The sequence below is a fragment of the Rheinheimera pacifica genome, assembly GCF_900108485.1.
Lineage (GTDB): Bacteria > Pseudomonadota > Gammaproteobacteria > Enterobacterales > Alteromonadaceae > Alishewanella > Alishewanella pacifica.
The window spans coordinates 49,816-68,451 of sequence record NZ_FNXF01000017.1; the positions used below are offsets into that span (position 1 = coordinate 49,816).

An 18,636-nucleotide genomic window follows, 5' to 3' on the forward strand; every position below is an offset into this window, starting at 1 on the left:
CCGGGCATAGAAAAAGGCGCAGATGCGCCTTTTTTTATGCTGAGAATAACTTAGTTATTCTTTACAAACTCTTCGCCTAAAGTGATATCGGCTTTTAACGTGCCCAGCATATCATTCATGGCTTTTTGCTCGTAAGCACTTAAAGTACCGATTGGCAGCAATGCCTCTACGCCATTTTTACCCAGCGTAATTGGCTGAGCAAAGAAACGGGCATATTCGCCGTTACCTTCAACGTACGCATATTCAGTTACTTTCTCGCCCTGTAAACCCTTAATTAAGGAAATACAGAAACGCGCAGCAGCCTGACCCATTGATAGCGTAGCAGATCCGCCACCGGCTTTAGCTTCAACTACTTCAGTACCGGCATTCTGGATACGGTGCGTTAATGAGGCTACTTCGTCATCAGAGAAACTAACACCTGCAACCTGTGACAATAAAGGCAGAATAGTAGTACCGCTATGACCACCAATGACCGGTACAGTCACTTCGGTCGGATTCTTACCTTTTAATTCACCGACGAAAGTCTCAGCACGGATCACGTCCAGAGTCGTTACACCAAACAAGCGGCGCGGATCGTAGGTGCCGGCTTTTTTGAATACGTCAGCAGCAATAGCCACAGTGGTATTTACCGGGTTAGTAATAATACCCACCAGCGCTTTAGGGCACTGCTGCACAATAGCCTCTGCCAGCGTTTTAACCACACCTGCGTTGATATTAAATAAGTCTGAACGGTCCATGCCCGGCTTACGCGGCATACCTGCAGGGATCATCACTACATCAGCGCCAGCCAGTGCGGTGTGTAAGTCTTCTTTACCGTAGCCTGTTACTTTAACAGCGGTAGGGATATGGCTTAAATCAACCGCAACACCCGGTGTTACCGGCGCTAAATCATACAACGCCAAGTCTGTGCCTGCAGGTAAGTCTAATTTCAGCAATAACGATAATGCCTGGCCAATACCGCCGGCGGCACCTAATACGGCAACTTTCATAATTATCTCCCTTGATAACGGTTGAATGAAAACGCGCCAACAATACTGAAACCGCGTTGAAAACACAAATAGCTTAAGCCTAAAGTCTAAGCATTTTAGCGAATTTTAGTGTACTTTACTTCACAAAGTGAATGCGGCAACGAACTTTGCTAAGATAACGACACGAAACAAGAGGTAAGAGTGTTATATGACCAGGCAAGCCAAACAGGAAGTGTTAACTCAGGCTTTTAAAGCGCTGTTAAAAATGGAAAAATTTGGTTCTCAAAGTGAAATTGTCGATGCCCTGAAAAATGACGGTTTTGATAATATCAGTCAGTCAAAGGTATCCCGTATGCTTAGCAAATATGGTGCGGTACGTACCCGCAATGCCAAGCAGGAAATGGTTTATACCCTGCCTCCTGAGTTAGGTATGCCAACAACCAAAAGCCCGTTACGCCAACTGGTACTGGACATAGAACATAATGATGTGATGATTATTATCCGTACCAGCCCGGGCGCAGCACAACTTATAGCACGTATGCTTGACTCTATCGGCAAGGCTGAAGGTGTGCTTGGCACTATCGCCGGTGACGACACCATTTTTATCGCACCAAATAAAGTGCAGAATATTAATGAGATTTTACAAACGGTAACTAAGTTATTTGAAGGAAAGCTGGCCTGATTACGGCCTGGCTGCCAGCTCCAGAAAACTTATAGAAGGTACAAAAAACGCTGCACTGAAATCGAAGCGGCTGTAATTCAGCAGTTGATCGTAGCCCTGATTTTGTTCTGCCAGCCCTAATCTACGCTTGAGTTGTTGTAACAAAACGTCTGCATCTGCACAATAGGTTAATTGCAACATGCCTTGCACCTTTGGTTGTGAAAATGGCATGTTTTGCTGTAAAAAAATGCCCCGGGCGATATCTGGCTGCACCACTGCATAATGGCTATCAGCCGCCTGTAGTGGCGGGGGAAGGGGTTTACCAGATACTTTATCCATCCCCATTATGTCTTCCTGCTGCTTAGTGTTCAGTTGCTGCCAGTTACTCAAATCAAAATTAAGACAATGTAAATGCAAGTAACTGCCACCGGCAAAAACCGGCTGCTGTATATGGTCAACCAAGGCTGCCACACGCTTGGCTTTGCCCTTTGGATTGCATGGTGCATCAATAAAGCCGGTGAGGCTGCGGCCATCAAGGTAACGAAAACCCTGAATATGCTCCTGCAGCTCAGCATGGCCCTGTAGCAATTGCAACACCTGTTGCGCGGCAATAAAATTCACATCCAGACGGTCAGAGCGAATTTGAATCAACAGATCCAGCGGCACAGGCGCAAGATCAATATCTTCAGCGGGTAAGTCAGGAAAAGGGCTCAGGCCTGCCGGTCTGGCATCAGGATACAGGATATCCCAGTAGTTACTGCCGATAGCCACTACACTGGTTAATAATGCCTCAGAAAAATGCACGGCCAAGCGGTCAAATAGCTGTGGTAAACGGGCAAGTTTATGCCTTAGGACCCGCTCGTGCCCCTCCAGGGCGTTGAAGAATAAATAACTACCATGCAGGTTTGCTTCAGTACAAATTCCCAGTTGCTCTCTGGCCATAACAATCCTTTTTTTACTACATGCCACAATAACCGCTTTCAGGCCGGCATTCTTGTGAGATATATCTCACAAAAGAGTAAGTTTAAACGCTATTTCACACAGAATGAAGAAAGACAAAAGAACTATATCACTATGAAAAATAAAGCGAAATTACAAAAAATAACACTTTTACAATAATATTACATAGCGCAAATTATAAAAAAGCCATGCCAGATTCTCACAATAAAGCGCATACTTACTTCGTCAACGGATAAGCAGGCTGACAGGATGTTAGCGTTAATTGCACGAAGCAGTACCTTGCTAGGATAGCACAGCGGTAGCAGACAGGACATGCTCAGGATGAGCACAGCATTTTCAGATTCTTCACCGGCGCTGAAAATATCAAGGAAGCAAGCAGGACCTCTCAGGATGAGAGTACATTATCAGGATGATAATGTTTATGGATGACAGGACCAGGCAAGATGCCTTTTGGACACTCCGGGATGGAGCCAGGGATGAAATACTACGGATAGTATCGACATGGATGACGAAAAAGGACCTTAGGTGGCCGCGTAGTTTGCGGCCTACCTTCTTCCCTCTCCGCACTGCTATACCCCTCTCACTTATCTTTTTTTATTCAGTGCTTTAACTTTGTTCTGCCGGCTACCCGCTTACTGTTTGTCTAACCGTTGCTGGTATACAGAGAAATCCGGCACTTCGCGCTGGTAATCCTGTTGATAAAGCGAAGAGTGAACAATGAAATCTGCTGTAGCCTGATTACAGGCTACAGGTATATTCCATACCACAGCCAGGCGTATCAGTGCTTTTACATCAGGATCATGGGGTTGCGATGACAGCGGGTCCCAGAAAAATACCAGCCAGTCAATTTTCTGCTCAGCGATCATAGCACCAATTTGCTGATCGCCCCCCAGCGGCCCGCTGGCTAAACACTGCACCGGTTGTTGCAACGCTTCAGCCACTAACTTACCGGTAGTGCCGGTTGCAACCAACTGCTTATCAGCAAAAAAATCTTTGTGCGTAGTCACCCAGCGCAGCAATGCCTGCTTTTTACCGTCATGGGCGACCAGTGCTATGGTTTTCATATCTATCGTGCTCCTTAATCTGCATTGCTACGCGTAAGGCGTGAGTGTGGTTAATATATCAGATAAAAAAAAGCCCTGCATAGCAGGGCAAAACAACCAAGGTCCACGTATAACATCGTTATTGGTCAGGTAGCACAGCCGCTTCTGGCCTGCCATGCACCTTTAACCACATCATTCTTCCGGTTACTGGCTTGACTCCACTATGCGCTTCATCGCTGTCATATAACCGCGTAATTTTTTACCTACTGTCTCAACCGGGTGCTGGCGGATAGCGTCATTTACCGCTATCAGCTTCAGGTTATCCACGCCATTACTGCCGTTGATACCTTTACCGATATATTCACTGCTTAAGCCATTTACCATATCTTTCAATAACGGTACTGCCGCATGGGCAAACAGGTAGTTGCCATATTCTGCTGTATCTGAAATCACTACGTTCATCTCATACAAACGCTTACGCGCTATGGTATTGGCAATTAACGGTGTTTCATGTAATGACTCATAGTACGCCGATTCAGCCACTATGCCGGCATCTACCATGGTTTCAAACGCCAGCTCTACGCCCGCTTTAACCATCGCTACTAACAACAAGCCACGGTCAAAGTAATCCTGCTCGGCAATCTTTTCATCCGACACCGGCGCTTTTTCAAAACCACTGCTGCGGGTTTGTTCACGCCAGGTCAGCAGATTTTTATCATCATTGGCCCAGTCCGCCATCATGGTGCGCGAAAACTCGCCGCTGATAATATCGTCCATGTGTTTTTCAAATAATGGCCGTAGTGTTTGTTTCAGCTGTTCGGCTAAATCAAAGGTTTTGATTTTCGCCGGGTTACTTAAGCGGTCCATCATGTTGGTGATACCACCATGTTTTAACGCTTCGGTTACCGTTTCCCAGCCGTACTGAATCAACTTGGCGGCATAACCTGCCTCCAACCCATCGGCGACCATTTTATCGAATGCTAAAATAGCGCCGGTTTGTAACATGCCACACAGTATGGTTTGCTCGCCCATCAGGTCGGATTTCACTTCCGCCACGAAAGACGACTGCAGCACACCAGCCCGATCTCCCCCCGTTGCCGATGCGTATGCTTTGGCAATTTCCAAGCCTTGTCCTTTGGGATCATTTTCCGGGTGTACCGCAATTAATGTCGGCACCCCAAATCCTCTTTTATATTCTTCCCGCACTTCCGTACCAGGGCACTTAGGTGCCACCATCACTACAGTGATGTCAGGCCGGATTTGCTTACCTTCTTCTACTATATTAAAACCGTGTGAGTAAGCTAAAGTTGCACCTTGCTTCATTAGCGGCATAATCGCATCTACTACACTGCTGTGTTGTTTATCCGGCGTCAGGTTTAATACCAAATCTGCTGTCGGAATTAACTCTTCGTATGTACCAACGGTAAAGCCGTTGCTGTTGGCCTTTTGGAACGATGCGCGTTTTTCTGCAATGGCCTCAGCGCGCAATGCATAGCTGATATTTAAACCTGAGTCACGCATATTCAGGCCCTGGTTTAACCCCTGAGCACCGCAACCTACAATAACAATATTCCAGCCTTGCAGCAGTGTGCAGCCATTGGCAAACTCAGATTTATCCATAAAGCGGCATTGGCCTAACTGGCCCAACTGCTGACGTAAATTCAGCGTATTAAAGTAATTTGTCATACTACATCTCAGAATTTAGTGAAGTTTGCTCCAGCCAGTTTTGGCGAGCATAAGCAGAGCACAGGCTTTGCTTTAATAAGCTCATCTTAGTCGCTGGATATAATTGCGTGAAGTGATATATTTACAACTCTGTATTTCACTTTATGGAATAGAAGCCCATGGATATTCGCAGCGCACAGCTATTTCAGCACCTGGCCAGCAGCCTGAACTTTAGTAAAACCAGCGAACAACTTTATGTCAGTCCGCCCACTCTGACCCGGGTGATACAGCGTTTGGAGCAGGAGTTAAATACTGAACTGTTTTATCGTGACAAGCGCTCAGTAAAACTGACGCCCGCTGGCCATCGCTTTCAGCAATTTGTCCGGTTATGGCTCGATGAATGGCATCAGTTGCAAATTGATCTGCAACTGGCCAGTGCCGGGCTCAGTGGCGAGATCAGACTATTTTGTACCGTCACCGCCAGTTATAGTCATTTGCCGGCAATTCTGGACCGGTTTCGTCTGATGTGCCCCAAAGCGGAAATAAAACTGACTACAGGCGATGCATCAGCCGCTATCGAAAAAGTGCGGCTGGACGAGGCGGATATCGCGCTCGCTGCCCACCCAACAACCTTGCCCGCTAATATGGCTTTTCGCAGTATCGCCAAGCTACCGGTCATGATGATTGCGCCGGTTATTCCCTGCAAAGTAAACGATCTGCTGCAAAAGCAACCCATCCCCTGGCAAGATATACCGGTGATCCTGCCTGAGCACGGGCCAGCGCGCAGCCGATTTGACCGCTGGTTACACGATACCGGCATTAACCCACCGGTAGTGGCCAAAGTAGACGGGCATGAAGCTATGGTATCTATGGTAGCCTTGGGTACCGGTATTGCCTTGGCAGCTGATGCCGTAGTGTTACACAGCCCGGTACGTGACCGGGTGCGTAGCCTGGAGTTAGGTTACCAGTTTGAAGCTTTCGATTTGGGCGTATGTATGCTCAGCAAACGTTTGAACGAGCCGCTGATCCAGGCGTTTTGGCAAGTAGCTGTAGCAAAAAACTAGAAGCCGCGAAGGCAGCTTCGCTATTTTATAACCTTCAGATGCGAGCCTTTCTTTGGTTTTGGTGGCTCAGGATGAGTATCGTCGTGATCGAAGTTTTCACTGAAAATATCAGCTTCATCTTCTTCCTCTTCCAGCGTAAACACCGTACCAGCGCCATTTTCACGGGCATATATTGCTAATACTGCATTCACTGGAATATAAAGCGCAAATGGCTGGCCGCCGAAACGGGCATTAAAAGTCACTGCATCATTGCCCAGTTGCAGATTGCCCACTGCTGAGGGCGTAACATTTAGCACAATCTGGCCATTCTGAATAAACTGAGTGGGTACTTTTACCCGCTCAAAAGTGGCATCAACAACCAGATAAGGTGTACAGTTGTTATCCACAATCCACTCGTAAAACGCCCGCAATAAATAAGGGCGGTTTGCCGTCATCTTCATCAGAACTTCATTCCTCTGCGGATCTCACGCTCAATATCCGTTAAAGATGCCTGGAATGCGTCACGCTCAAAAATACGCGTCATGTAGTTTTTCAGTTCTTTGCTGCCCGGGCCGCTCAGCTCAATACCCAGTAAAGGTAAGCGCCATAACAAGGCTGCCATGTAGCAATCAACCAGACCAAATTCTTCGCTCATAAAGAACGGCGCTTCATTGAATAGCGGCGCTATAGATAACAAGCCTTCTTTCAGTTCCTGCCGTGCAGTTGCAGCGTTGTCATCGTTATTCAGTATGGCGGCAGCCTGACGGTACCAGTCTTTCTCAATACGGTACATCATCAATCTGGCCTGGCCGCGTGCTACAGGGTATACCGGCATCAGTGGCGGATGCGGAAAACGCTCATCCAGGTATTCCATAATTATATTGGCTTGATACAACGCCAGCTCACGATCAAGCAAAGTTGGCAGGCTGCCATACGGATTTACTTCGTACAGGTCCTCCGGCAAGTTATCTTGTGCGACCTGAAGAATATCGACAGTTACGCCTTTTTCAGCCAGTACTATACGTACCTGATGACTGAACATATCATCAGCTGCTGAGAACAATGTCATCACAGGGCGTTTATTGGCAGTGATCGCCATGTCTTCCTCCGGTAAAATAAAAAACGGCAAAGGGGCGCGAAGGCCCCTGTAAACATATCTAGTTGATATAACTAGTTAATGTACATCTTTCCAATATTCTTTCTTCAGCAAATAAGCCAGCACAAAGAAAATCAGCAGGAACACCATAACCTTGGTTCCCAAAGCGCGGGCTTCCAGCTTGGTAGGTTCGCCAACATATTCCAGGTAGTTTACCAGATCTGCTACAGCGCGATCATATTCTTCTGCGTTAAGCTCACCGCTACCATCGGTTTTAATACCAACATAAACTTCTTTTGATGCACCATCCACCAGCCGGGTTTCATAAGCTTTGTATGGCATGCCCTGCAGTTCTTGCAACACATGCGGCATACCCACTAGTGGAAACACGTCGTTGTTCACGCCAAATGGACGTGACGGATCAGCATAAAAACTCCGTAAATAGGTATATAACCAATCAGGGCCGCGTACACGGGCTACGTTAGTTAAATCCGGTGGCGTAGCACCAAACCACTTCTCACCGTCTTTTGCCGACATATTGTTGGTAATATGGTCACCGACTTTTTCACCGGTGAACATCAGGTTTTCCATACCTACTTCTTCAGGGATATCTAAATCGCTAAAGGTACGGGAATAACGCTGATACTGCATCTGGTGACAACCCAGACAGTAGTTCTGAAACAGCCTGGCGCCATTTTGCAGCGAGGCTTTATCTGTCAGATCAATAGGTGCCTTGTCCAGATGCACAGCCGGGCCGGCAGCCATCGCCCACGACGATGCTACCAATGCAATTACTGAAAATAAGTTCTTCATCATCAGGTTAACCTTACTGGTAATGGCTTGGTTTTTTCATTCTTGCTGTAGAACCACAGCAGAATAAAGAAGCCAAAGTATGTAAATGAGAATATCTGTGCCAATAAGGTATAGACACCTTCAGCTGGCAGCACACCTAATACACCCAGCGCTACAAAGCTGATACAGAAGTTGATCAGGTTCGCAGTATGTAAGCCACTACGGTAACGGATAGAACGTACCTTGCCTCTGTCCAGCCAAGGCAGTAAGGCTAACGCCACAATAGCGGCGAACATGGCTACAGCGCCCATAAACGGGTGCGGAATAGCACGTAAAATGGCATAAAACGGCGTGAAATACCAAACAGGTGCAATGTGCGCTGGTGTTTTCAGAGCATTTGCCGGCTCAAAGTTTGGCGCTTCAAGGAAGTAACCACCACCTTCAGGGAAGAAGAAAATAACCCAGGCAAAAATCAGCAGGAAACCGGCAACACCCAGTAAATCTTTAACCGTGTAGTACGGATGGAAAGGTATCGCATCTACAATAACTTTCTTACCACCGCGGGTAAAATACTGGTGGAAGGTGAATTTTTTATCTGCTTCAGTCTGCTCAACCGTGCCGTCGTTATCTTTCTTAATTTCGATACCGTCAGGGTTATTTGACCCTACCTCGTGCAGCGCCATAATGTGCAGGAACACCAGAATAACCAGTACCAGTGGCAGTGCAATAACATGCAGCGCAAAGAAACGGTTTAATGTGGCACCGGAAATAACGTAATCGCCGCGGATCCACAGGGTTAAATCTTCACCAATAAACGGAATAGTACCAAAAATACCGATGATAACCTGAGCTCCCCAGAATGACATCTGACCCCAGGGTAACAAGTACCCCATGAAAGCTTCAGCCATTAACACCAGGAAAATCAGCATACCAAAAATCCACAGCAGCTCGCGTGGTTTCTGATAAGAGCCGTACATCATGCCGCGTAGCATGTGCAGATAAACGACAACAAAAAACGCCGACGCGCCGGTAGAGTGCATATAACGCAACAACCAGCCGTAATCAACATCGCGCATAATGTACTCAACAGAAGCAAAAGCGCCTTCTGCAGAAGGTACATAGTTCATTGTCAGCCAGATACCGGTTAGGATCTGATTAACCAGCACCAACATGGCCAGTGAGCCAAAAAAGTACCAGAAGTTAAAGTTTTTTGGCGCCGGATACTGCATAACATGCAGATTCATCTTATCCATAAAGGGTAAGCGGTATTCAATCCAGCTCATCAGATTCTTAAACATCAGACAGTCCCCTCATCTTCACCAATCACAATGGTATTGTCGTCGATAAACATATACGGAGGGATCTGCAGGTTTTTCGGTGCAGGTACGCTTTGAAATACGCGGCCGGCCATATCAAACTTAGAACCGTGACAAGGACAGAAAAAGCCTGATTTAACGCCTTCAACCTGTGCGGCGAAATCGTTAATAATATAAGTCGGTGAGCAGCCCAGGTGAGTACAGATACCAACCGCAACAAAGATTTCCGGTTTTTTCGAGCGATGACGATTTTGTGCGTAAGCGGGTTGTTGCTCGACTTCAGACTCAGGGTCACGCAGTTTATCTTCATGCGTAGCCAGCTCATCCAGCATTGCTTGAGGCCGTTTTACAATCCACACCGGCTTACCACGCCATTCAACCCGAATTAACTGGCCCGGCTCAAGCTTACTGATGTCCGCACTGACCGCTGCCCCAGCCTGTTTTGCCTTTTCACTTGGCATCCAGGACGCGACAAAAGGCACAGCAGCTCCGATAGCTCCCACGCCCCCTACAACTGAGGTTGCAATGGTAAGGAAGCGGCGGCGACCATGATCTACAGGCGCATTGCTCATCCACTCATCTCCACGTTAACGCTTAAACAGAATTTAAGCGGCTGAATTTCAGCAATTATTATAAATCGAAAAAATATCGCCGATCATAATGAAAAGCCCTGCTTTACACAAGGATTAAGGCGGGCTGAATCAGTATTATCTTAACGCTTTGCGTTATACGCCAAGCTATAGCCGCCAGTTTGCAGCCACATAACAACGCAAAAAGCAGGTAAAAAAAACCCGGCAACAGGTGCCGGGTTCTGGTACTCGATAAAACGATTAACGTTTTGAGTACTGTGGACGTTTACGTGCTTTACGCAGACCCACTTTCTTACGTTCAACCTGACGGGCGTCACGGGTAACGAAGCCTGCTTTACGCAGTGCAGGACGCAGTGACTCGTCAAATTCCATCAGTGCACGGGTAATACCGTGACGGATAGCGCCAGCCTGACCGCTGATACCACCACCTTTAACAGTGATGTACAGGTCGAACTTCTCAACCATACCAACCAGCTCTAATGGTTGCTTAACAATCATACAAGCGGTTTCGCGGCCGAAGTATTCAGTTAACGCGCGCTGATTAACAACGATGTTACCTGAACCGGCTTTGATGAATACACGGGCCGTTGAGCTTTTACGACGACCAGTTCCGTAATATTGATTCTGTGCCATGTTATGCTCCGATTAAATATCTAATACTTGCGGTTGCTGAGCAGCATGCTGATGCTCGGCGCCGGCGTAAACTTTCAACTTACGGAACATAGCGCGGCCCAGTGGACCTTTTGGTAACATGCCTTTAATAGCAAGTTCCAGAACCATTTCTGGTTTCTTCGCGATCAATTTCTCGAAGCTGATTTCCTTAATACCACCAGGGAAGCCAGTGTGAGAATAATACATTTTGTTCTGTGCTTTGTTGCCGGTAACAGCCACTTTTTCCGCGTTTACCACGATGATGTAATCACCGGTATCCACGTGTGGGGTGTACTCTGGCTTGTGCTTACCACGTAAACGGGCAGCGATTTCTGTTGCGATACGACCCAGTGTTTTACCTGACGCATCAACAACGAACCAGTCGCGGGTTACGCTTTCTGGCTTAGCAGTAAAAGTTTTCATTTATCTATCCAAAAATAACTTAGTTACACCTGACACCGTGCAGGGCTGATGCAGCGGGTGTCGTTAGCGTACCCCTTCGAGTACAAAAACTACCGGGCTAACGGCAGTATTAGGCTGTAACGTAGGCCGGGCGCGGATTATATATTAACCAATTATAAAAATCAGCACTCTGTACAGAAATTTCCACTGAAATGGCAAAAAAGTTATGGCAGATGCGCTTTGGCCAGATAATCGCGTGATTGCATTTCCTGCAACCGGCTAATACAGCGTTTAAACTCAAAATTCAAAATACCATCGCTGTATAGCTGTTCCAGTGCAGCTTCTGCTGAAATAATCAGCTTAACGTGGCGCTCATAAAACTCATCCACCAGAGCAATAAAACGCCGGGCTACGTCATCATTTTGCCGCCCCATTGCCTTCACTCCAGATAACAATACCGTATGGTAACAACGGCTTAATTCCATATAATCGTATTGGCTGCGCGCAGTTTCACACAGTTCAGAAAAATCAAACCAGACAATGCCATCAGCCTCATGCCGGGCATGTAGTGTACGATTGGCAACCTCTATTTCGGCTTGCTGTTGGCGTGGTTCAACCGACAAGGCAGTAAAATACTGCAGCAAGTTCGTCTCAGCCTGGGTATCTAATGGGTAGTGATATATCTCTGCTTTTTCCAGCGTACGCAACCGGTAGTCAATACCGCTGTCTACATTAACCGTTTGCGTATGCTGTTTAATTAACGCTATTGCAGGCAAAAACCGCGCACGTTGCAAACCATTGCGGTACAGGCCATCCGGCTCAATATTTGACGTTGCCACCAGTGTAATGCCGCGCGCAAACAGTGCCTGCATTAAAGTGCCGAGGATCATCGCATCAGTAATATCTGAGACAAAAAACTCGTCAAAGCACAGAATATCGGTTTCCTGCTTAAACTTGTCAGCTACTTTTTCCAGCGGATCACTGACGCCTTTGAGCAGTTTCAGCTCTTCGTGCACCCGGTGCATAAAGCGGTGAAAGTGAATACGCATCTTGCGGCTACCCGGCAGACATTCATAAAAGGTATCTACCAGGTAGGTTTTACCTCGCCCAACTCCGCCCCAGAAATACAGACCTTTCAGCGGTTGCTGTACCGTAGTCTTGCCTGTCAGCCGCTGCCATAGCGAAGGTTTGGCAGGCCGATGACTGACGATGTCATCGTAAAGACGTTGCAACTGAGCAACAGCAAAAGCCTGCGCCGCATCATGCTGAAAATCGTCCCGCGTTAAATCTTGCTGGTATTTTTCTAGTGGTGTCATCTGAGTACTACTTGAAAGCTGGCACGCCGAGCCCTAAATAAGAGCACTAATAGTAACATGCCTTACCACTCTGGATAAGAAGTTAGGTTACACTTATTGCTGAATTTACCCCCCGCAGGAGTTGTTATGGAATATATGTACGCTGCAGCCTGGCTTGTTGCCGGTTTAGTGATAGGTGCAGGCATCGCGCGCTGGTTAACGCTGAAACAGTTTAACAGGCATAAATTGCAACTGGAGCTCGAGGAAAGCCAAACCCAGTTAAAACAATACCGGCACGATGTTTCAGAACATCTGGAAACCACCAACCAACTGATGACACAGCTGCAGGACAATTACGCCCGCATTGCCCGCCATATTGCTGATTCTAAAATGCAGCTGGTAGAGCGCCCGACAGAATCGGTGCGTCAGGATATTAATTACCTGTCCGGTGATACCGCCGCTTATATCCGCCAGTCATTAAATCAAATTGACGAAAAGCGCCGTGTTTATTCCACTGCAGAGCAACAACCACTTGATTATTCCGGTGAAGCCAGCGGCCTTATTAAGGAACGTAAACCGGCAGAATAATTTGTTACACAAAGCAAAACTGTCAGCTGAACTTTTTTTATTACGACACGTTCTTAGTCGCACAATGTTAAAGGAGACTATTACGCTATGAATAAGAAATTGTCATTGCTTGGCGCAGCTGTTGCTGCCAGTCTGTTGTTGACAACGCCACCACCGGCAGATGCCAGGATACCGCTGTTCTCATCAGAGCAGGAAATGCCTACTCTGGCGCCGATGCTCGAACAGGCAACACCGGCAGTGGTACATATTTCGGTTGAAGGCAGCCGCGAGGTACGCCAGCGTTTACCTGAAGCTTTCCGTTATTTCTTCGGCCAGCGCGGCCAGGGAGAGTACCGTGAAGAGCGGCCTTTTAAAGGCCTGGGGTCAGGTGTGGTGATTGATGCCGACAAAGGTTATATCGTTACCAATAACCACGTTATTCAGGATGCTAAAGACATTGAAGTACGGTTAAAAGATGGCCGCACTTTTAAAGCTAAAAAACTCGGCGCTGATCCGGAAAGCGATATCGCCTTGCTACAGATTGAAGCGAAAAAGCTGGTGCAAATTCCGCTGGCCGACTCAGACAAAACCCGGGTGGGCGATTTTGCTATTGCCATTGGCAATCCTTTTGGCCTGGAGCAAACCGTTACCTCTGGTATTATTAGTGCGCTGGGCCGTGGCGGCCTCGGTATTGAAGGCCTGGAAGATTTTATCCAAACCGATGCGGCGATTAACAGCGGTAATTCTGGTGGCGCTTTGGTAAACCTGCGCGGCGAGTTAATTGGTATCAACACGGCTATTCTGGGGCCAAACGGCGGCAATATTGGCATTGGTTTTGCCATTCCGGCCAATATGATGAAAAACCTGGTTGATCAAATTATTGAACATGGTGAAATTCGTCGTGGCAGCTTAGGGATCCGTGGTGGTGACGTAAATGCCGAACTGACAGAAGCGATGAACTTAAGTGTTAGCCGTGGTGCTTTTGTTAACGAAGTTCTGCCCGATAGTGCGGCGGAAAAAGCCGGTTTAAAATCCGGCGATGTGATTGTCAGCATGAATGGCAACAGGATCAGCTCCTTTTTGGAACTGCGCGCGAAAGTGGGCACGCTGGGCGCTGGCCGGGAAGCTAAACTTGGCATCTTACGCGATGGTAAAGAGCGCACTGTAACGGTGAAGTTGCAGGAGTTAGCCAGTGGCCAGGTAGCGGCAAATCAGATGCACCCTATGCTGGATGGCGCCGAGTTATCTAACGCTAACGGCGGCGTGAAAATTGATGCCGTAGCCAACAACTCACCGGCAGCTCAGATAGGCTTACTGGCGGATGATGTAATCATCGGTGTGAACCGCCAGCGTATTGCTAATCTGGCCGAACTGCGTAAAGCACTGGAAAACCGCAGTGGTGTAGCCGCGCTGAATATTCAACGCGGTGGTACAACACTTTATGTGTTAATTCGCTGATAGCAAAGGTTTAAGCAGTAGCCAATGGCTACTGCTTAAACAATATTAATGCTATGCTAGCCTAACCTCAACTTTGCAGATAAATCAGAACCCGTGGCCAAATTTTTGTTTTTTTTGCTTAAAAGCATCGCCTACGGGCTCGCGTTAGCATTTCTGCTGATGCTGGTATTTCCCTCTTTTAATCATCTGTCAATACCACTATTTAAAACTGACGAAGTTAGCGAAGATAACACCCCTGTCAGCTATGCTAAGGCAGTGCGGCGTGCTGCACCTGCTGTAGTTAATGTTTACACCCGCAGCACCCTGGTTGATCCCCGTTCTTTGCGCCCACGCACCATAGAACGCCAGGAGCTGGGTTCTGGCGTAGTAATGAGCTCACAAGGCTATATTCTGACCAACTACCATGTGGTCTACGGCGCTGATCATATTGAAATTGCTTTGCAGGATGGCCGCTGGCTGGAAGCGGTACTGATTGGCCAGGACGAACTCACCGATCTGGCCGTATTGTATGTGCAGGCTGAAAATTTACCGGTGATTCCGCAAGATACCGAGCTGGATCCACAAGTGGGTGATGTAGTGCTGGCAATAGGTAATCCGCTCAATCTGGGGCAAACCATTACCCAGGGCATTATCAGTGCCAATGGCAACACAGGTTTAAGTTCACGCGGTTATATCGACTTTATGCGGATGGATGCAGCCATAAACCGTGGTAACTCTGGCGGCGCTCTGGTAAACAGCAACGGTACACTGGTGGGTATTAATGCTGCCGCTTTTCAGCTGGAAAATCAGGACATTCAGGGTATTTTCTTTGCTATACCCTATAAACTTGCGCTAAATGTTATGCAGAAACTGATTAAGCATGGCAAAGTTACCCGCAGCCACCTTGGCGTGTCAGGTGATGCAGTCGTCAATGCCGCCGGCGACCGGTTAATATCATCAGGCCAGACGTTATACGGCCTTAGCATTACCTCGGTGAACGCCAACGGCCCGGCTGCAGAAGCGGGTTTACAAACCGGTGATATCATTCTGGAAATTGCTGGTAAACGCTTTAGCAGCGTACAGCAGGCATTGAATATGATTGCGGAGACCGCACCAAACAGCGAGCTGATGCTGACCATTGACCGTAATAATCAGCAATTGGATATTAAAGCAGTTACCCGCGAATTACGCCGTTAAAAAAACGCGACCTAAGCCGCGTTTACCCGTTCAATATTAGCACCAAGCCGCTTGAGTTTGTGCTCAATTTGCTCATAGCCACGGTCAATATGATAGATGCGATCTACCACTGTAGTACCTTCAGCCACCAAACCGGCGATTACCAGACTGGCAGACGCACGTAAATCGGTTGCCATTACCTGTGCCGCCATCAGCTTGTCTGTATGCTGACAAACAGCTGTGTTACCTTCCAGGCTGATACGCGCGCCCATACGTTGTAATTCAGGCACATGCATAAAGCGGTTTTCGAAGATAGTTTCCGTAACCATACCAACGCCTTTCGCAACGACATTCAGTACAGTAAACTGCGCCTGCATGTCTGTCGGAAAGCCAGGATGTGGTACGGTTTTTACATTGACAGCCTGTAACGTACGCCCGGTCATATTAGCGCGGATCCAATCTGCACCCGTCGTAATGTCGGCTCCTGCTTCGCGCAACTTCTCCAGTACAACTTCTAACTCCGCAGGATCAGTGCTGCGGCAGGTAACATCGCCACCACTCACTACTGCTGCAACTAAAAAGGTCCCGGTTTCTATACGATCAGGCAGCACTTTATGCTCACCACCGTGCAGTGCTTTAACACCTTCGATGACGATGCAGTCTGTGCCTGCGCCACTGATTTTAGCGCCCATGGTATTCAGGTATATTGCTAAATCAACTACTTCAGGCTCGCGCGCTGCGTTATCAATGGTAGTAATACCGTCTGCCAGTACCGCCGCCATCAGCAGATTTTCTGTGCCGGTTACACTAACCATATCCATAATGATATGAGCGCCTTTCAGACGGCTGGCGGTCGCTTTTATATAGCCGTTTTCAACGGTGATATCAGCCCCCATTTTACGCAGGCCATCAATGTGCAAATTAACCGGCCGCGCACCTATAGCACAACCGCCGGGCAGCGATACTTCGGCCTGACCAAACCGGCTTAGCAAAGGGCCAAGGGCAAGAATAGAGGCCCGCATAGTTTTTACCAGCTCATAGGGGGCAAACTGGTTATTCACTTTACCGGCATCAACCTGCACTATATTATCCGCAAAACTGACTTGCGCACCGAACAGCTGTAATAGCTTAACAGTTGTTTCGATATCTTTCAGTTTGGGGACATTGGTGATGGTTGTGGGTTTTTCAGACAGTAAACTGGCAAAAAGGATCGGTAAAGCGGCGTTTTTCGCGCCGGATATGGTGACATCCCCTGTTAAAGCCTTGCCACCTGTTACAAGAAATTGCTGCATATATTACTACATCGGAGGGTTAAGAAGTTTTTCTCTACGCCACTGCTGCGGTGTAAAGGTCTTAATGCTGACAGCATGGATAGAACCATCAGCTATCGCAGCCATTAAAGGTGCATAAATCATTTGTTGTTGCTTAACACGGCTGACATCAGTAAAACAATCGCCCACTGCAATCACTGCATAATGAGAACCTTCAGCAGTCACTCTGACCTCAGCTAAATGCAATTGCTCAGTCAGCAGCTGTTCAATCTGTTTTATTTCCAAAGTTAAACCTTAATCTATAACAGGCAATAACGCCCTGACGGCACTGACATCTGCTAATGATAACAGCTGTTGCGGTACATTACATAATGCTACAGAAACCCTTTGGCTTTTTACTACTGCCAGTTGCTGCAGTAGCCAGGCCAAGCCTGCCGTATCAACGTTATTCAATGCGGCCAAATCAAACCGCACTGAACCTTGCAGGCTATTTAACAGGGTGAAGGGTGAATATAGCATTAACGTATCACGATTTAACGCACCGGTAAAACGCAAACTGTCGCCGTCCTGCACGATGTTTAACGTCACTTTTCTTCTACCTTAGCAATGGGAGCTTTCGCTTTCTCAATCAGCATAGTGGTAACACTGTTAAGACCTTGCTGACGGATCAGGTTACCCAGCTCAGCTCTTTTGCTATCAAGTAGTGATATACCCTCAGCTACCATATCAAACACCAGCCAGTTGTCAGTATCTTTACCACGGCGCAGTTTAAACTCAATGTTGATATCTGGCTTGCCAGGGTCAATAACCCGGGTCCGGATAGAAATGATTTTCTGGTTTTCAGCAATGCGGCCCGGCTCAATCATCACTTTTTGATCACGATACTGAGTAAACACACCGGCGTAAGTGGCAACCATATAGTTTTGAAACGCATCAACAAACGCCAGTAAATCTTCCCTTGGTGTATTACGCAGATCAGCACTGTTACCAATAACGCGCAGCGCGGCGTAGCGGCTGTCAATATAAGGCACCAGTTCTTCATTAACAATCAGCCGCAATGTTTCAGGGTCTGCCTGAATTTTGCTTTGGTCTTGGGCAATACGGCTAAACGTTTTGTCTGCCAGCACTTCCATCATCTTGTATGGATCGGTATAGGTGTCTGTCGATGCGTTCGCAGAAGAAGTATAGCCGCTTACAGCGACCAGAAAAGCTATTAAGAATGCATAAAGTTTCATCATCAGTTCCCGCGGTTAAATAAGAATTGTCCAATCAGCTCTTCCAGTACCAATGCTGACTTGGTATCTTCGATGTAGTCACCATCAACCAGAATTTCAACGGTTTCATCCAGAAAACCCGGCTGTAGCCCCAAGTATTGTTCGCCCAGCAAGCCAGATGTCAGAATAGCCAGCGTGCTGGTTTCCGGGAAATTACTGTAGTCGCTGTTAATTTCCAGCGTGACTACCGGCGTGTAATAGGTGGTGTCCAATTGTATTGCTGCCACACGGCCTACCACTACGCCACCTACTTTTACCGGCGAACGCACTTTTAGCCCACCGATATTCTCAAACTTTGCATGCAAGCGGTAATTCTGACTACTCCCTCCCATGCCCGTACTGGCAACTTGCAACGACAACATCAGAAATGCTGCTATGGCTAATACGATGAAGCAACCTACTAAAATTTCAATTTTCCGTGTGGTCATG

22 protein-coding genes are annotated in these 18,636 nt (G+C 47.4%); 5 read left to right on the forward strand and 17 right to left on the reverse strand.

Annotated features, from left to right (window positions below; translation table 11 throughout):
- Positions 1 to 50: 50 nt before the first annotated feature.
- A complete protein-coding gene (gene mdh, locus BLW68_RS17400; protein WP_092796089.1) occupies positions 51 to 989 on the reverse strand; it encodes a malate dehydrogenase in 939 nt (312 codons plus the stop codon).
- Positions 990 to 1,176: 187 nt separating this feature from the next.
- Here mdh and argR point away from each other — a divergent pair, with 187 nt between their 5' ends.
- Positions 1,177 to 1,650 carry a transcriptional regulator ArgR gene (gene argR, locus BLW68_RS17405; RefSeq protein ID WP_092796091.1) on the forward strand — a complete coding sequence of 158 codons (474 nt, stop codon included), beginning with the start codon at positions 1,177 to 1,179 and terminating at the stop codon, positions 1,648 to 1,650.
- On the opposite strand, the gene BLW68_RS17410 is transcribed toward argR, so the two are convergent.
- The 3 genes from BLW68_RS17410 to ilvC form a co-directional block, all read right to left on the reverse strand.
- On the reverse strand, positions 1,651 to 2,571 hold the full coding sequence (locus BLW68_RS17410; RefSeq protein ID WP_092796093.1) for a Dyp-type peroxidase: 921 nt from the start codon (positions 2,569 to 2,571) through the stop codon (positions 1,651 to 1,653).
- Between the two features lie 650 nt (positions 2,572 to 3,221).
- Positions 3,222 to 3,653: a methylglyoxal synthase gene (locus BLW68_RS17420; RefSeq protein ID WP_092796097.1), complete on the reverse strand. Its 432-nt coding sequence runs from the start codon at positions 3,651 to 3,653 to the stop codon at positions 3,222 to 3,224.
- 183 nt (positions 3,654 to 3,836) lie between these two features.
- Positions 3,837 to 5,318, reverse strand: coding sequence for a ketol-acid reductoisomerase (gene ilvC / locus BLW68_RS17425; protein ID WP_092796099.1), 1,482 nt, complete (start codon positions 5,316 to 5,318; stop codon positions 3,837 to 3,839).
- Positions 5,319 to 5,476: 158 nt separating this feature from the next.
- Here ilvC and ilvY point away from each other — a divergent pair, with 158 nt between their 5' ends.
- A complete protein-coding gene (gene ilvY / locus BLW68_RS17430) occupies positions 5,477 to 6,361 on the forward strand; it encodes an HTH-type transcriptional activator IlvY (RefSeq protein ID WP_092796100.1) in 885 nt (294 codons plus the stop codon).
- 20 nt (positions 6,362 to 6,381) lie between these two features.
- Here the strand turns inward: ilvY and BLW68_RS17435 are convergent, their stop codons facing one another.
- The 8 genes from BLW68_RS17435 to zapE all read right to left on the reverse strand — a co-directional run bounded on the left by BLW68_RS17435 (position 6,382) and on the right by zapE (position 12,503).
- Positions 6,382 to 6,795 carry a ClpXP protease specificity-enhancing factor gene (locus tag BLW68_RS17435; RefSeq protein ID WP_092796180.1) on the reverse strand — a complete coding sequence of 138 codons (414 nt, stop codon included), beginning with the start codon at positions 6,793 to 6,795 and terminating at the stop codon, positions 6,382 to 6,384.
- A 5-nt stretch (positions 6,796 to 6,800) separates the two neighbouring features.
- Complete coding sequence (gene sspA, locus BLW68_RS17440) at positions 6,801 to 7,439, reverse strand: stringent starvation protein SspA (protein WP_092796102.1); 639 nt, start codon at positions 7,437 to 7,439, stop codon at positions 6,801 to 6,803.
- 75 nt (positions 7,440 to 7,514) lie between these two features.
- On the reverse strand, positions 7,515 to 8,252 hold the full coding sequence (locus BLW68_RS17445) for a cytochrome c1 (RefSeq protein WP_092796103.1): 738 nt from the start codon (positions 8,250 to 8,252) through the stop codon (positions 7,515 to 7,517).
- Positions 8,252 to 9,526: a cytochrome b gene (locus tag BLW68_RS17450; RefSeq protein WP_092796105.1), complete on the reverse strand. Its 1,275-nt coding sequence runs from the start codon at positions 9,524 to 9,526 to the stop codon at positions 8,252 to 8,254. The genes BLW68_RS17445 and BLW68_RS17450 overlap by 1 nt, the downstream gene beginning before the upstream one ends.
- Positions 9,526 to 10,116 carry a ubiquinol-cytochrome c reductase iron-sulfur subunit gene (gene petA, locus BLW68_RS17455; RefSeq protein ID WP_092796107.1) on the reverse strand — a complete coding sequence of 197 codons (591 nt, stop codon included), beginning with the start codon at positions 10,114 to 10,116 and terminating at the stop codon, positions 9,526 to 9,528. Before petA ends, BLW68_RS17450 begins: the two co-directional genes overlap by 1 nt.
- A 258-nt stretch (positions 10,117 to 10,374) precedes the next feature.
- On the reverse strand, positions 10,375 to 10,767 hold the full coding sequence (gene rpsI, locus BLW68_RS17460) for a 30S ribosomal protein S9 (RefSeq protein WP_068233894.1): 393 nt from the start codon (positions 10,765 to 10,767) through the stop codon (positions 10,375 to 10,377).
- 12 nt (positions 10,768 to 10,779) lie between these two features.
- Positions 10,780 to 11,208 (reverse strand): 50S ribosomal protein L13, encoded by a 429-nt coding sequence (rplM, locus tag BLW68_RS17465; protein ID WP_068233896.1) that lies wholly within the window; start codon positions 11,206 to 11,208, stop codon positions 10,780 to 10,782.
- A 203-nt stretch (positions 11,209 to 11,411) separates the two neighbouring features.
- Positions 11,412 to 12,503 carry a cell division protein ZapE gene (zapE, locus tag BLW68_RS17470; protein ID WP_092796109.1) on the reverse strand — a complete coding sequence of 364 codons (1,092 nt, stop codon included), beginning with the start codon at positions 12,501 to 12,503 and terminating at the stop codon, positions 11,412 to 11,414.
- Between the two features lie 126 nt (positions 12,504 to 12,629).
- On the opposite strand from zapE, the gene BLW68_RS17475 reads away from it, so the two are divergent.
- The 3 genes from BLW68_RS17475 to BLW68_RS17485 all read left to right on the forward strand — a co-directional run bounded on the left by BLW68_RS17475 (position 12,630) and on the right by BLW68_RS17485 (position 15,683).
- Positions 12,630 to 13,070 (forward strand): Z-ring associated ZapG family protein, encoded by a 441-nt coding sequence (locus BLW68_RS17475; RefSeq protein WP_092796110.1) that lies wholly within the window; start codon positions 12,630 to 12,632, stop codon positions 13,068 to 13,070.
- An 87-nt stretch (positions 13,071 to 13,157) separates the two neighbouring features.
- Positions 13,158 to 14,507, forward strand: a complete 1,350-nt coding sequence (locus BLW68_RS17480) for a Do family serine endopeptidase (protein WP_092796112.1) — start codon at positions 13,158 to 13,160, stop codon at positions 14,505 to 14,507.
- A gap of 159 nt (positions 14,508 to 14,666) precedes the next feature.
- Positions 14,667 to 15,683: a trypsin-like peptidase domain-containing protein gene (locus BLW68_RS17485; RefSeq protein ID WP_218141402.1), complete on the forward strand. Its 1,017-nt coding sequence runs from the start codon at positions 14,667 to 14,669 to the stop codon at positions 15,681 to 15,683.
- An 11-nt stretch (positions 15,684 to 15,694) separates the two neighbouring features.
- On the opposite strand, the gene murA is transcribed toward BLW68_RS17485, so the two are convergent.
- The 5 genes from murA to mlaD are packed head-to-tail and all read right to left on the reverse strand — an operon-like array spanning position 15,695 to position 18,635.
- On the reverse strand, positions 15,695 to 16,954 hold the full coding sequence (gene murA, locus BLW68_RS17490; protein ID WP_092796116.1) for a UDP-N-acetylglucosamine 1-carboxyvinyltransferase: 1,260 nt from the start codon (positions 16,952 to 16,954) through the stop codon (positions 15,695 to 15,697).
- A 6-nt stretch (positions 16,955 to 16,960) separates the two neighbouring features.
- The gene (locus tag BLW68_RS17495; protein WP_092796118.1) at positions 16,961 to 17,218 is read right to left on the reverse strand and encodes a BolA family protein; all 258 of its coding nucleotides are present in this window, start codon (positions 17,216 to 17,218) and stop codon (positions 16,961 to 16,963) included.
- Between the two features lie 9 nt (positions 17,219 to 17,227).
- A complete protein-coding gene (locus BLW68_RS17500) occupies positions 17,228 to 17,521 on the reverse strand; it encodes an STAS domain-containing protein (protein WP_092796120.1) in 294 nt (97 codons plus the stop codon).
- Entirely contained in the window at positions 17,518 to 18,171 is a 654-nt protein-coding gene (locus tag BLW68_RS17505) for an MlaC/ttg2D family ABC transporter substrate-binding protein (protein ID WP_245728386.1), read from the reverse strand. The genes BLW68_RS17500 and BLW68_RS17505 overlap by 4 nt, the downstream gene beginning before the upstream one ends.
- Positions 18,171 to 18,635, reverse strand: coding sequence for an outer membrane lipid asymmetry maintenance protein MlaD (gene mlaD / locus BLW68_RS17510; RefSeq protein ID WP_092796122.1), 465 nt, complete (start codon positions 18,633 to 18,635; stop codon positions 18,171 to 18,173). Before mlaD ends, BLW68_RS17505 begins: the two co-directional genes overlap by 1 nt.
- Between the last annotated feature and the right edge of the window lies 1 nt (position 18,636).

What these genes read in the sequence shown, in the direction of transcription:
- mdh (WP_092796089.1), bottom strand. Translation starts at nt 989, where the DNA reads ATGAAAGTTGCCGTATTAGGTGCCGCCGGCGGTATTGGCCAGGCATTA.
- argR (WP_092796091.1), top strand. Translation starts at nt 1,177, where the DNA reads ATGACCAGGCAAGCCAAACAGGAAGTGTTAACTCAGGCTTTTAAAGCG.
- BLW68_RS17410 (WP_092796093.1), bottom strand. Translation starts at nt 2,571, where the DNA reads ATGGCCAGAGAGCAACTGGGAATTTGTACTGAAGCAAACCTGCATGGT.
- BLW68_RS17420 (WP_092796097.1), bottom strand. Translation starts at nt 3,653, where the DNA reads ATGAAAACCATAGCACTGGTCGCCCATGACGGTAAAAAGCAGGCATTG.
- ilvC (WP_092796099.1), bottom strand. Translation starts at nt 5,318, where the DNA reads ATGACAAATTACTTTAATACGCTGAATTTACGTCAGCAGTTGGGCCAG.
- ilvY (WP_092796100.1), top strand. Translation starts at nt 5,477, where the DNA reads ATGGATATTCGCAGCGCACAGCTATTTCAGCACCTGGCCAGCAGCCTG.
- BLW68_RS17435 (WP_092796180.1), bottom strand. Translation starts at nt 6,795, where the DNA reads ATGACGGCAAACCGCCCTTATTTATTGCGGGCGTTTTACGAGTGGATT.
- sspA (WP_092796102.1), bottom strand. Translation starts at nt 7,439, where the DNA reads ATGGCGATCACTGCCAATAAACGCCCTGTGATGACATTGTTCTCAGCA.
- BLW68_RS17445 (WP_092796103.1), bottom strand. Translation starts at nt 8,252, where the DNA reads ATGATGAAGAACTTATTTTCAGTAATTGCATTGGTAGCATCGTCGTGG.
- BLW68_RS17450 (WP_092796105.1), bottom strand. Translation starts at nt 9,526, where the DNA reads ATGTTTAAGAATCTGATGAGCTGGATTGAATACCGCTTACCCTTTATG.
- petA (WP_092796107.1), bottom strand. Translation starts at nt 10,116, where the DNA reads ATGAGCAATGCGCCTGTAGATCATGGTCGCCGCCGCTTCCTTACCATT.
- rpsI (WP_068233894.1), bottom strand. Translation starts at nt 10,767, where the DNA reads ATGGCACAGAATCAATATTACGGAACTGGTCGTCGTAAAAGCTCAACG.
- rplM (WP_068233896.1), bottom strand. Translation starts at nt 11,208, where the DNA reads ATGAAAACTTTTACTGCTAAGCCAGAAAGCGTAACCCGCGACTGGTTC.
- zapE (WP_092796109.1), bottom strand. Translation starts at nt 12,503, where the DNA reads ATGACACCACTAGAAAAATACCAGCAAGATTTAACGCGGGACGATTTT.
- BLW68_RS17475 (WP_092796110.1), top strand. Translation starts at nt 12,630, where the DNA reads ATGGAATATATGTACGCTGCAGCCTGGCTTGTTGCCGGTTTAGTGATA.
- BLW68_RS17480 (WP_092796112.1), top strand. Translation starts at nt 13,158, where the DNA reads ATGAATAAGAAATTGTCATTGCTTGGCGCAGCTGTTGCTGCCAGTCTG.
- BLW68_RS17485 (WP_218141402.1), top strand. Translation starts at nt 14,667, where the DNA reads ATGCTGGTATTTCCCTCTTTTAATCATCTGTCAATACCACTATTTAAA.
- murA (WP_092796116.1), bottom strand. Translation starts at nt 16,954, where the DNA reads ATGCAGCAATTTCTTGTAACAGGTGGCAAGGCTTTAACAGGGGATGTC.
- BLW68_RS17505 (WP_245728386.1), bottom strand. Translation starts at nt 18,171, where the DNA reads ATGATGAAACTTTATGCATTCTTAATAGCTTTTCTGGTCGCTGTAAGC.
- mlaD (WP_092796122.1), bottom strand. Translation starts at nt 18,635, where the DNA reads ATGACCACACGGAAAATTGAAATTTTAGTAGGTTGCTTCATCGTATTA.